An 11,977-nucleotide genomic window follows, 5' to 3' on the forward strand; every position below is an offset into this window, starting at 1 on the left:
GAGGCCGTGGCATGCTCCTTGCGTAATCCTTCCTCGCAACGACGCGCAGGAGGGCTGATGTCCACGTTCGACAATCCGTTTGATCCCGACCGCAACCTTCGGGCCGGCTGCGCCTGTGGCCAGCACCGATCCGCGGCAGAGCATGACCAGGCAGCCGCGGCGCTGCGTTGCGAGCCCGTCGAGAGCGAGGAGAAGCGCTACGAAGGCGTCGTCGCTTCTGCCGTGATGCGCGCGATGTTTCCGCAGGACGTGGCGCGCCGCGCCTTCCTGAAATCGGTCGGTGCGTCGACCGCGCTTGCGGCGCTGTCGCAATTCTTCCCGCTCAAGACGGCGACGGAAGTCTTTGCCGCGACCGGCGCGCCCGAGAAGAAGGACCTCAAGGTCGGCTTCATTCCAATCACCTGCGCCACGCCGATCATCATGGCGGCGCCGATGGGCTTCTATGCCAAGCACGGCCTCAATGTCGAAGTGGTCAAGACCGCCGGCTGGGCGGTGATCCGCGACAAGACTATCAACAAGGAATACGACGCCGCGCACATGCTGGCGCCGATGCCGATCGCGATCTCGCTGGGCCTTGGCGCCAACGCCATTCCGTTCGCCGTGCCTGCGATCGAGAACATCAACGGGCAGGGCATCGTGCTCGCGACCAAGCACAAGGACAAGCGCGATCCGAAGGACTGGAAAGGCCTGAAGTTCGCGATCCCCTTCGACTATTCCATGCACAATTACCTGCTGCGGTATTATCTCGCCGAGCACGGCATCGATCCCGATACCGACGTGCAGCTGCGCTCGGTGCCGCCGCCGGAGATGGTGGCGAACCTGCGTGCCGACAACATCGACGGCTTCCTCGCGCCCGACAACATCTGCCAGCGCGCGATCTATGACGGCGTCGGCTTCATGCATCTGCTGTCGAAGGAAATCTGGGACGGCCATCCCTGCTGCAGCTTTGCCGCCAGCCGCGAATTCATGACCAGTGCCCCGAACAGCTTTGCGGCGCTGACGCGTGCCATCGTCGATGCCACCGCCTATGCGTCGAAGTCGGAGAACCGCAAGCAGATCGCGGAGGCGATCGCGCCGGCCAATTACATCAACGCGCCGGTCACGGTGCTGGAGCAGGTCCTGACCGGCACCTATGCCGACGGCCTCGGCGGGGTGAAGACCGATCCCAAGCGCGTCGATTTCGATCCGTTCCCCTGGCAGTCCTTTGCGGTCTGGATGCTGACGCAGATGAAGCGCTGGGGCCAGATCAAGGGCGACGTCGACTACAAGGCGGTCGCCGAGCAGGTTTATCTTGCCACCGACACCAAGAAGCTGATGACCGAGATGGGCCTGTCGCCGCCCGCGAGCGCCTACAAATCGTTCGCGGTGATGGGCAAGAATTTCGATCCGGCCAAGCCGGAGGATTACGTGGCGAGCTTCAAGATCAGGAAGGCGTCGTGATGATCTCCGCTCTCGTGTCCCGGGCGCGACGCAGCGCAAAGCGGCGCGACGCAGAACCGGGACCCATACGGCCGACTGGGGCCCGGCTCTGCGAAGCAGCACTCCGTGCTGCATCGCGTCCGGGACACAAGCAGTGGGGTTGACGCGATGACATCCTCCCTCCGCTTCCGCGCCGGCCTCGTCTCGATCGTGCTGCTCGCCGCCTTCCTCGGCATCTGGCATCTGGCGACGCGCTCGACCGGCGCAACCACGACGATGAGCCCCGAATACGCCAAGCTGATGGGCCTCACCGCGACGCAGGGCAAATCCGCCATGCCCGGGCCGCTCGATGTCGGCGCCAAGCTCTGGGAGCATTTGCGGCGGCCGTTCTACGACAACGGGCCGAACGACAAGGGGCTCGGCATCCAGCTCGGTTATTCCATCGCGCGCGTCGGCACCGGCTATCTGCTCGCCGTGCTGGTCGCGATTCCGCTCGGCTTCCTGATCGGCATGTCGCCGCTGCTCAGCAAGGCGCTCGATCCCTTCATCCAGGTGCTGAAGCCGATCTCGCCGCTGGCCTGGATGCCGCTCGCGCTCTACACCATCAAGGATTCCTCGGTCTCGGCGATCTTCGTCATCTTCATCTGCTCGATCTGGCCGATGCTGCTCAACACTGTGTTCGGCGTCGCCAGCGTGCGCAAGGAATGGATCAACGTCGCGCGCACGCTCGAGGTCGGCACCGTCAGGCGCGCCTTCACCGTGATCCTGCCCGCGGCGGCGCCGACGATCCTGACCGGCATGCGCATCTCGATCGGCATCGCCTGGCTCGTCATCGTCGCCGCCGAGATGCTCGTCGGCGGCACCGGCATCGGCTATTTCGTCTGGAACGAGTGGAATAACCTCTCGATCACCAATGTCATCATCGCGATCCTCTTGATCGGGGTCGTCGGCATGCTGCTCGACCAGATCCTCGCGCGCTTCACGCGCATGGTCACGTTTCCGGAGTAGGGCAAGTGACCGACAAATTCGTCTCCATCGAAGGCATCGCCAAGCGTTATCCCGGTGCGGGCGGCGCGACGACAACCGTGTTCGAGAACCTGTGGCTTTCGATGGCGCGCGGCGAGTTCGCTTGCGTGATCGGCCATTCCGGCTGCGGCAAGACCACGGTGCTCAACATTCTCGCGGGGCTCGATGCGCCGAGCGAAGGGGCCGTCATCGTCGACGGGCAGGCGATTTCGGGCACCAGCCTCGACCGTGCCGTGATCTTCCAGAGCCACGCACTGCTGCCCTGGCGTACCGTGCTCGGTAACGTCGCCTATGCCGTCAGCTCGAAATGGCGGAGCTGGGATCGCGCCAAGGTCAGGGCGCATGCGCAGACCTTCATCGATCTCGTCGGTCTCACCGGCTCCGAGCACAAGCGCCCCTCGGAACTGTCGGGCGGCATGAAGCAGCGCGTCGGCATCGCGCGGGCGCTGTCGATCACGCCGAAGATGATGCTGATGGACGAGCCGTTCTCGGCGCTCGACGCGCTGACGCGCGGCACGCTGCAGGACGAGGTGCGTCGCATCTGTCTGGAGACCGGGCAGACCGCGTTCATGATCACCCATGACGTCGACGAGGCGATCTATCTCGCCGACAAGATTTTCCTGATGACCAACGGTCCCGGCGCGGTGCTGGCCGAGGTCGTCGAGAACCCGCTGCCGCGGGATCGCGGCCGCACCGATCTGCATCGCCATCCGCTCTACTACGCGCTGCGCAACCACATCATCGATTTCCTGGTGACGCGCAGCAAGACCTTTGCCGCCGAGGCACCCGATCACGATCCACGCAACGTGCCGATGGTGCACATCGGCAAGCCCGGCTTGACGGTCGCCTCGAACGGCGAGGAGCCACGCCAGACCTGGACCCCCGGGACCAGTCCCGGACTGACTGCCTGACACGGAGACCCCTGACATGAAACGCGAAGACCTCACCGAGAAGCTGCTCGACATCAAGCGCGAGAAGGGCTGGAGCTGGAAGCACATCTGCGAGAAGATCGGCGGCTATTCGGAGGTGCTGATCGTCGGCGCGATCATGGGCCAGATGAAGCTGACCAAGCCGCAAGCGGCCAATGCCGGCGAGCTGTTCGGTCTGACCAAGGCCGAGACCGCGATGCTCAACGAGGTGCCGATGCGCGGCACCGGCACGCCGATGCCGCCGACCGATCCGCTGATCTACCGCTTCTACGAGATGGTGATGGTTAACGGTCCGGCCTGGAAGGCGCTGATCGAAGAGGAGTTCGGCGACGGCATCATGTCCGCGATCGACTTCGACATGGCGCTCGAACGCGTCGCCAACCCGAAGGGGGACCGGGTCAAGATCACCATGAGTGGCAAGTTCCTGCCGTACAAATATTACGGCGCCAGCGGAAACGTGCCGGAATACGGCTTCAAGGAGGAGTGAGGTTTGGGGTCATTCCGGACGCCGCGACAGCGGCGATCCGGAATCCGAGATCCGGGTTCGGCCCTACGGACCGCCCCGGAATGACGGTGTGTGGGGATGCGCGGGCGCTTATTTCCCCGCCTTCACCTCGGCGGCGGCCACCGCGAGCAGCTCGCTCATCTTGGCGCGAATCGCCTGCTCGGTGACGGCGACGTTCTTGGCGGCGAAATCGGCCGTCAGCTTGCGCACGACGTCGGCATCGCCGGCCTCCTCGAAATCGGACGCGACCACTTCCTTGGCATAGGCGGTGGCGGCATCGCCGGACATGCCGAGCTTTTCGGCCGCCCACAGCCCGAGCAGCCGGTTGCGGCGGGCCTCCGCCTTGAACTTCTGCTCCTCGTCGAGGGCGTATTTCTTCTCGAAGCCTTCCTGGCGCTTGTCGAACTCGCTCATGCCTTGTTCCAAATCCCTGCTGAATGGCGCGGGAGCCTTCCGTTGCGGCGCCCCGGCTGCATGCCTACATAGATAGCACGAATCGGCAAAACAACGGGCCGTTAAGCCGCAGGCAAGACGGTATAAGTTGGCGCCGGACGGCCGGATCGATTGTGCTCGGACAGCCAATCGGATAGGTTGCCTGAAGGCTTGGTTCCCGTTCTGTTTCCAAGGGCTTATGGATGGGTTCCGGGCCGTTCACGGCAGCTCCGCTGTGGGTCGCAAATCCTGGTAATCGGAGCACACCAAATACATGGATTTCAACAAAACACGGTACATCCCCATGAGCCGTCGGCGTCGCATTTATGAAGGCAAGGCAAAGGTTCTCTATGAAGGCCCGGAGCCCGGTACCCTGATCCAGCACTTCAAGGACGACGCCACCGCGTTCAATGCGAAGAAGCATCAGGTGATCGAGGGCAAGGGTGTCCTCAACAACCGGATCTCGGAGTACCTGTTTCAGCACCTCAACGACATCGGGGTGCCGACCCATTTCATCCGCCGCCTCAACATGCGCGAGCAGTTGATTCGCGAGGTCGAGATCGTGCCGCTCGAGGTGGTGGTTCGGAACGTCGCCGCCGGCTCGCTGTCGCAGCGTCTCGGCATCGAGGAGGGCACCCAGCTGCCCCGTTCGATCATCGAATTCTATTACAAGAACGACCAGCTCAACGACCCCATGGTGTCGGAAGAGCACATCACCGCCTTCGGCTGGGCGACGCCGCAGGAGATCGACGACATCATGGCGCTCGCCATCCGTGTCAACGACTTCCTCACCGGCCTCTTCCTCGGCATCGGCATCCGCCTCGTCGACTTCAAGATGGAGTGCGGCCGCCTGTTCGAGAACGAGATGATGCGTATCATCGTCGCCGACGAGATTTCGCCGGACAGCTGCCGGCTGTGGGACATCAAGTCGAACGAGAAGCTCGACAAGGACCGCTTCCGCCGTGACCTCGGCGGTCTGTTGGAAGCCTATACGGAAGTTGCAAAGCGCCTCGGCATCCTCATGGAGAACGAGCGTCCGCAGGGCTCCGGCCCGGTGCTGGTGAAGAGCTGAAGAGGATCCTGACGTGAAGGCACGTGTCACCGTTACCCTGAAGACGGGCATCCTCGATCCGCAGGGCAAGGCCATCGAAGGCGCGCTGAAGTCGCTCGGCGTCGACGGCGTCGCCAGCGTCCGCCAGGGCAAGGTGTTCGACATCGAGCTCGCGGGCGCCGACAAGGCCAAGGCGGAAGCTGCGCTGAAGGAAGCCGCCGACAAGCTGCTGGCGAACACCGTGATCGAGAATTATCGGGTGGAGTTGCTGAGCTAGGTCAGTCCTTGTAGCCCGGATGGAGCGAAGCGAAATCCGGGTTTGCATCCATGGAGGCACTGTCCCGGATTGCGCTTCTCTCCATCCGGGCTACGGGGCAATTCCATCACAGCCATCCGACGCTGCGAAAACGCCAGTACAGCGTGGTGCATGCCGTCAGCATCAAGCCGAGCAGCATGTAATAGCCGTACTCCCATTCCAGCTCCGGCATGTGCTTGAAGTTCATGCCGTAGATGCCGGCGAGCGCGGTCGGGATGGCGATGATCGCTAGCCAGGAGGCGAGCTTCTTGGACACTGCGGTTTCCTGCGCCTGACCGACCAAAAGGCTCGCCTCGAAGGCGAAGGCCAGCACCTCGCGCATGGAATCGATGCGCTCCTGAATGTTGCGGACGTGGTCAGTGACGTCGCGGAACAGCGGCTGCATGGCCTGCCGTACCATCGCCAGCTCGTCGTGCTCCAGCCGGCGGCAGACCTCCACCAGCGGCCCGATCGCGTTGCGCAGCCGCAACAGGTCGCGGCGCAGCATGTAGAGCCGCTCGATCTGCACCTTGTTGAGCGGCTTGGACAGCACGTCGTCCTCGATGCCCTCGACCTCGTCGTGAATGCTCTCGAGCACGGGCGAGTAATTGTCGACGATGAAATCGAGGATGGCGTAGAGAATGTAATCCTCGCCGCGGGCCAGCGCCCGCGGGCAGCCTCGCAGCGCTCGCGCACCGGCGCGTACGAGGTCGAAGCGCCGTGGCGTACCGAGACCAGATAGCCTTCGCCGACGAAGATATGGGTCTCGCCGAAGGCGATACGGCCCTCGATCAATTGCGCGGTGCGCGCCGCGATGAACAGGGCTTCGCCATATTGCTCGATCTTCGGCCGCTGATGGGCGTGGTTGGCGTCCTCGATCGCGAGCTCGTGCAAATCGAACTGCTTCTGCACCGCGCCGAGCAGTGCCATGTCCGGCTCATGCAGGCCGATCCAGACCACGTGGCCGGGCTTGGCCCGCCAGCTCGAGGCTTCGCTGATCGCGATATTGGCAACGCGCCGGCCATCGACATAGGCGCCGGCCGCGACGACGCCCTCGGCGGAGACCGGCTCTGAGGGGGAGGTGGGCAGCGACGGGACGTTCATGGCTTCAATCCCGGGCAATCGATCGGCCGAGCGGCGCGTCGCCGACCGATGTGCATGGCCTGTGTACAAGGCCCTCTGCGGAGGCTAGCACTGGTAAAATCCCCGTCAAATGGTTATGTCTCTTCACGAAATGGCCTGTTGGCCACCCCGATTCCCAGCCTCGTCGGAACCTCTGCCATGAAAGCCGCCATCCTCGTCTTTCCCGGAATCAACCGCGAACGCGACATGGCGCGTGCGCTGAGGCTGATCTCCGGCACCGAGCCGGCGATGGTGTGGCACGCCGAGACGTCGCTGCCTCCGGGGACGGATCTTGTGGTGGTGCCGGGCGGCTTCTCCTACGGCGATTATCTGCGCTGCGGCGCCATCGCGGCCCGCGCGCCGGTGATGGACGCGGTACGCGACTATGCGGCCAAGGGCGGCCTCGTGCTCGGCGTCTGCAACGGTTTTCAGATCCTCTGTGAATCCGGCCTGCTGCCGGGCGTGTTGATGCGCAACGCGCGGCTGAAATTCATCTGCCGCGACGTGCACCTGCGCGTCGAGCGCTCCGACACCCCGTTCACCCGCGGCTACAATGCCGGGCAGGTCATCCGCGTGCCGGTCGCCCATGGCGAGGGCAATTACGAGGCGGATGAGGAGACCATCAAGCGGCTCGAAGGCGAGGGGCGAGTGCTCTATCGCTATTGCTCCGCCGCCGGCGAGGTCGACGATTTCAACAATATCAACGGCGCGGCGCATTCGATTGCCGGCATCATTAACGACAAGGGCAACGTGCTCGGCATGATGCCGCATCCGGAAAACCACGTCGAAGACATCATGGGCTGCACCGACGGCCGCGGCCTGTTCGCCGGCCTGGTCCAGCATCTCGAGAAGGCCGCGTGATTGCGTTCGCGCTGAAGCGGCTCTCGGTCGCTGTCGCCGCCGCAGCTTTTGCGACGGCCGCGTTCGCCCAGGACTATCCCAGGCGTCCGATCACCATGATCGTGCCGTTCGCGGCCGGCGGTACCTCGGACGTGATCGCGCGCGCGGTGGCCGAGCAGATGGGCATCGCGCTCGGCCAGACCATCGTGATCGAGAACGTCGCCGGCGCCGGCGGCTCGACCGCGCTGGCGCGCGCCTCGCGCGCCGAGCCCGATGGCTACACCATCGCGATCGGCAATGCCGGCACCAATGCCGCGAGCTACACGATCTATCCGAAGCTGCCGTTCACGCCTGATTCCTTCGTGCCGATCGCCATGGTGGCGAAGACGTTCGGCATCATCGCGCTGCGCAAGGACTTTCCGGCCAAGGACCTGAAAGAGTTCATCGCCTATGCCAAGGCCAATCCGGGCAAGATCAATCTCGGCCATGCCGGCGTCGGCTCCTCGAACTATCTGATCTGCAAGAGCTTCGTCACATCAGCCGGGATCGACGCGACGCTGGTCGGCTATCGCGGCGCCGCGCCTGCGCTGACCGACGCGGTCGGCAGCCAGATCGACGGCGTCTGCGACGCGGCCGCCTCGGTGTCGCAGTCGATCAACGATAAGCTGGTGAAGGGCATCGTGGTCGGCTCGACCGTTCGGCTCGCCACGCTGCCGGATCTGCCGACCTCGGCGGAAGCGGGCCTGCCCGAGTTCGAGGCGCAGGGCTGGAACGGCCTGTTCGCGCCCAAGGGCACGCCGCCGGCCGTCATCGCCAAGCTGAACGCCGCCGCGCGCACGGCAGTCGAGACCGACGCGGTGAAGAAGCGCTTTGCCGACCTCTCGACCGTCGCGCCCGATGCCAACGAGCACGCGCCCGAGCTGCTGCAACAGCTCGTGACGCGCGATGTCGAAAAGTACCGGAAGATGCTGGCGGACGACGCCAACAAGTAGCCTTCCAAGTTGCCGCCGCCGAGAAGACTTACTGGAGCACAGGAATGCGGGCGATGACCTTGATCTCGAAGTCGAAGCCGGCAAGCCAATTCACCCCGACGGCGGTCCAGTTCGGATAGGGCGGCTCGCCGATCTCCTCGGCGCGAACGGCCATCACCGTCTCGATCTGGCTCGCCGGATCGGTGTGGAACGTGGTGACGTCAATGACATCGTCCAACGTACATCCGGCGGCCGCGAGCACGGCGCGCAAATTGGCAAATGCGCGGCGGACCTGGTCCTCGAACACCGGCTCGGGTGAGCCGTCCTCGCGGCTGCCGACCTGGCCCGACACGAAGAGCAAGTCACCGGAGCGGATCGCCGCGGAATAGCGATGCACTTGGTAGAGCGCGTGGCGGTTTGCGGGGAAGATTGCCTCTCGCTGGGGCATGGCAGGACCTTTCAATCGACGGATGGGCTGGGAGGACGTGGGGGCGCTCGATGGGTCGCGCGTCACGGCAATTTCAGATACGTTGCGTATGTGAGATATATTTCGCATACGAGGCGTATGTCAAGGGGATCAGGCATGGCAAAGGGAAAGCGCGCCGCGGCCATGGCGGAAAATCGGGCCAAGCTTATCCGCGCCGCGCGCGCGGCATTTGCCACGCAGGGCTATACAGACGCGTCGATGGACGAGCTCACTGCCGCCGTCGGTCTGACGCGGGGCGCGCTCTATCACAACTTCGAAGACAAGAAGGGGCTGCTCTGGGCCGTCGTCGAGCAGATCGACAGTGAAATGGCGGAGCGGCTCCGCATCGCCCGGGAGCAAGCGCCGAGCCTGTGGCTGGGCCTGCTCGCGGAGGGAAGCGCCTATATCGAAATGGCGCTCGACCCCGAGATCCAGCGCATCATGCTTCTGGATGGACCTGCCGTGCTCGGCGATCCCTCCAAATGGCCTGGCGAGAACGCCTGTCCGAGATCACCATGCGAACGATCCGCACGCTGATCGAGCAAGGGGTCGTAAAGCCGGTCGACGTCGAAGCGGCGGGGCGCTTGCTGAACGGAGCAGCGCTCAGCGCCGCCTTGTGGGTCGCGGCCGCCGACGATCCCAAGAGCGTGATGAACAAGGCCGTCCATGCGTTTCAAGCGCTGGCGAGTGGATTGCTATCTGACGCGCGCGAACCTGCCTAGATTTTGCGGCGACTGATTCCTCGGCGCGAGGAGTCGGGCTCGCGCGAGTTGTTCCGATGCCTTGGGCGCTTCCTTTTGATTGTTCGGCTCACATTTGAGAGATACGTTCCTGCCCGTTGACGTCGCCGAGACGGCTTCGTCGTTCGCACCAACGGGGAAGCATGCATGGTGAGTGACACAAACGTCCGGGCTGGTCAGTGCCATTGCGGAGCGGTGCGTTTCGAGGCGACGCTGAGTGACGGTTTCGATTCTGATCCGCCGCTGCACCTGCTCTTACTGCCGGATGCGCGGGGCGGTCGTCGTCATGGCGGAGATGGGCGGCATCAAGTTCCTGAAGGGCGAGGATGCACTGACGAGCTACCGCTTCCATACCGGATCAGCGCAGCATTTCTTCTGTTCCCGCTGCGGAATCTACACGCATCATCAGCGTCGATCGGACCAGAGTCTGTATGCTGTCAACGTGGCTTGCCTTGATGGGGTAAGTCCGTTCGATTTCACTGAGGTGCCCGTCATGGACGGCGTCAATCACACCAACGACACCGGCAAACCGACGCGCCGCGCGGGTACTCTCCACTTTGTTCCGGCGGACTGACCATCGCCATCGGCTAGCGCCACTTCAACCGCTCCGCAGGCACCGTCATGGCGGCGACGCCGGCCATCACCAGCAGCAGCCCCAGCGCCAGGTTCGACGGCACGCTCTCGCCGAGCAACAGCACGGAGAGGCCGACGCCGATCGGGATGCGCAGATAGCCTTGCGCGTTCGTGGTCAGCGTACCGAGCCGGCCGAGGCAGACGTAGAACAGCATCAATCCCAGCGCGCCTCGAGACGATGCCCATGACGATGGTGGCGACGATGGCGGTCGGCGTCGGGTGCAGAGTCCAGGGCTGGTCGATGATCAGCGAGGGCGGCAGCAGGATGAGGCCGCCGAACAGCAGCGAGCCGGCCGCCACCACCATCGGGTCGTAGTCGGAGAGGCGGAGACCGAAGATGGTCGCGCAGGCAAAGGAGATGGTGGCGAGCAGGATCGCGATCTCCGCCACGATCTCGCTGCCAAGGCCATGCAGAGCATCGAGCCCGACGATGGCGACAGTGCCGGCGAGTCCCAAAATCGCGCCCGCGAGCTTGAGCAGCGTTGCCGGCTCGTGCCGCGTGATCAGCGAGGTGATCAGAAAGGCGAAGATCGGCGTCGTCGAGGCCAGCACCACCGTGTTCGATGCCGGCACATATTGCTGCGACCAGGTGATGACCAGGAACGGGAAGGTCGAGTTGATCAATTGCTGGGTCGCGAACAGCTTCCACGCCTTGGCATCGGTCGAAACCTTGATGCCGCGCATCCACAGGATCGCGAACAGGAAGGCGGCCGCGATCAGCGAGCGCGCCGAGATGAAGGTGATGGGCGGGATGGTGGGAAGCGCCAGCTTGGTCAGCGGATAAGTCGAGCTCCAGCAGCAGGCGAGTGCGAGCAGCAGCGCATAGTCGCGCCAATGACGCGCGCCGGTGGCGGGCATGGACGGCAACGGCGATGCTGCGGAGGCCGCTGTGCGACCCCTCGACGGTGTGCTCTGCGGCACCTTGTTCCTGCTCCCCGGCGCACAAGCGCTCGCTCCGACTGTGGGCGAGGGCGTACGAAAAGGGAAGGCGCCGAGCTATGCGTTTGGCTGAGGGAGCGCCTTCCGCTTCATCCGCTTGATCGTGCCGGAAAAGGTCAGCAGCACCCGCCCCCCGGACACCATCTTACCGCGCAGGAAGATCAGCGAGCCGCCGGCGCGGGTGACCTCGCCGGTGCATTCGATCAGCTCGCCCTCCCGTGCCGCGTCGAGGAATTCGCAGGCGAAATTGGTCGTCACCGCCCGGCTGTCCAGGACATGGGTGGCGATCGCGAACAGGGAATAGTCGGCAAGGGCCATGTAGCAGCCGCCATGGACGTTCCCGGAGCCGTTGAGGTGCTTCTTCTCGACCCGGAAGGCGCAGCGGACCGTGCCGTCCGCCTCGATCTGATGCCAGAAGGGGCCGACATGGGCCTCGAAACTGTCGCGAATCCAGGTCCGCCAGCCCACAAACTCGCCTTCGGTGGCGATGTGGAGGTCGGGGCGGCGGGGCGGGGGCGCTTTGGTCAATTCGTGCAAGGAAATGGGCCTTCAATTGCGGGTCTTCAGCCCTTAAATCCGATCCGTCCGCGCCGTGCAATTCCTGTTCCC

At 64.2% G+C, this 11,977-nt stretch carries 11 protein-coding genes and 4 pseudogenes; 10 read left to right on the plus strand and 5 right to left on the minus strand.

All coding sequences use genetic code 11. The features are described 5' to 3' along the window. Positions 1-57 precede the first annotated feature (57 nt). The 4 genes from ACETMP_RS01460 to cynS all read left to right on the plus strand — a co-directional run bounded on the left by ACETMP_RS01460 (position 58) and on the right by cynS (position 3,861). Entirely contained in the window at positions 58-1,440 is a 1,383-nt protein-coding gene (locus ACETMP_RS01460; RefSeq protein ID WP_375159642.1) for a CmpA/NrtA family ABC transporter substrate-binding protein, read from the plus strand. A gap of 147 nt (positions 1,441-1,587) precedes the next feature. Then, positions 1,588-2,427: a nitrate ABC transporter permease gene (gene ntrB, locus ACETMP_RS01465; protein ID WP_375159643.1), complete on the plus strand. Its 840-nt coding sequence runs from the start codon at positions 1,588-1,590 to the stop codon at positions 2,425-2,427. 5 nt (positions 2,428-2,432) lie between these two features. After that, entirely contained in the window at positions 2,433-3,356 is a 924-nt protein-coding gene (locus ACETMP_RS01470; protein WP_375159644.1) for an ABC transporter ATP-binding protein, read from the plus strand. Positions 3,357-3,372: 16 nt separating this feature from the next. Next, the gene (cynS, locus tag ACETMP_RS01475) at positions 3,373-3,861 is read left to right on the plus strand and encodes a cyanase (protein WP_375159645.1); all 489 of its coding nucleotides are present in this window, start codon (positions 3,373-3,375) and stop codon (positions 3,859-3,861) included. Between the two features lie 108 nt (positions 3,862-3,969). Here cynS and ACETMP_RS01480 read toward each other — a convergent pair whose 3' ends face one another. Next, positions 3,970-4,293 carry a DUF1476 domain-containing protein gene (locus tag ACETMP_RS01480; protein WP_028137375.1) on the minus strand — a complete coding sequence of 108 codons (324 nt, stop codon included), beginning with the start codon at positions 4,291-4,293 and terminating at the stop codon, positions 3,970-3,972. A gap of 322 nt (positions 4,294-4,615) precedes the next feature. On the opposite strand from ACETMP_RS01480, the gene purC reads away from it, so the two are divergent. Next, the gene (gene purC / locus ACETMP_RS01485) at positions 4,616-5,383 is read left to right on the plus strand and encodes a phosphoribosylaminoimidazolesuccinocarboxamide synthase (protein ID WP_173015815.1); all 768 of its coding nucleotides are present in this window, start codon (positions 4,616-4,618) and stop codon (positions 5,381-5,383) included. Between the two features lie 13 nt (positions 5,384-5,396). Continuing rightward, on the plus strand, positions 5,397-5,639 hold the full coding sequence (gene purS, locus ACETMP_RS01490; protein ID WP_028137374.1) for a phosphoribosylformylglycinamidine synthase subunit PurS: 243 nt from the start codon (positions 5,397-5,399) through the stop codon (positions 5,637-5,639). 106 nt (positions 5,640-5,745) lie between these two features. Here the strand turns inward: purS and ACETMP_RS01495 are convergent. Next, positions 5,746-6,761: pseudogene (locus ACETMP_RS01495) on the minus strand (magnesium and cobalt transport protein CorA). Between the two features lie 177 nt (positions 6,762-6,938). Here ACETMP_RS01495 and purQ point away from each other — a divergent pair. Both purQ and ACETMP_RS01505 read left to right on the plus strand, forming a co-directional pair. Next, positions 6,939-7,640, plus strand: coding sequence for a phosphoribosylformylglycinamidine synthase subunit PurQ (purQ, locus tag ACETMP_RS01500; RefSeq protein WP_375159646.1), 702 nt, complete (start codon positions 6,939-6,941; stop codon positions 7,638-7,640). Then, positions 7,637-8,611 carry a tripartite tricarboxylate transporter substrate binding protein BugD gene (locus tag ACETMP_RS01505; protein ID WP_375159647.1) on the plus strand — a complete coding sequence of 325 codons (975 nt, stop codon included), beginning with the start codon at positions 7,637-7,639 and terminating at the stop codon, positions 8,609-8,611. The genes purQ and ACETMP_RS01505 overlap by 4 nt, the downstream gene beginning before the upstream one ends. 28 nt (positions 8,612-8,639) lie before the next feature. Here the strand turns inward: ACETMP_RS01505 and ACETMP_RS01510 are convergent, their stop codons facing one another. Next, positions 8,640-9,038, minus strand: coding sequence for a RidA family protein (locus ACETMP_RS01510; protein ID WP_375159648.1), 399 nt, complete (start codon positions 9,036-9,038; stop codon positions 8,640-8,642). Positions 9,039-9,173: 135 nt separating this feature from the next. Between ACETMP_RS01510 and ACETMP_RS01515 the strand changes: the two are divergent. Continuing rightward, a pseudogene (locus ACETMP_RS01515) lies at positions 9,174-9,778 on the plus strand (TetR/AcrR family transcriptional regulator). Between the two features lie 165 nt (positions 9,779-9,943). Beyond that, positions 9,944-10,370: pseudogene (locus tag ACETMP_RS01520) on the plus strand (GFA family protein). Positions 10,371-10,383: 13 nt separating this feature from the next. Here ACETMP_RS01520 and ACETMP_RS01525 read toward each other — a convergent pair. Beyond that, positions 10,384-11,350: pseudogene (locus ACETMP_RS01525) on the minus strand (DMT family transporter). 75 nt (positions 11,351-11,425) lie between these two features. Next, positions 11,426-11,905, minus strand: a complete 480-nt coding sequence (locus ACETMP_RS01530) for a PaaI family thioesterase (RefSeq protein WP_375159649.1) — start codon at positions 11,903-11,905, stop codon at positions 11,426-11,428. Between the last annotated feature and the right edge of the window lie 72 nt (positions 11,906-11,977).

Origin of the sequence: Bradyrhizobium dasycarpum (assembly GCF_042019905.1) — a bacterium.
Classification (GTDB): domain Bacteria; phylum Pseudomonadota; class Alphaproteobacteria; order Rhizobiales; family Xanthobacteraceae; genus Bradyrhizobium; species Bradyrhizobium japonicum_B.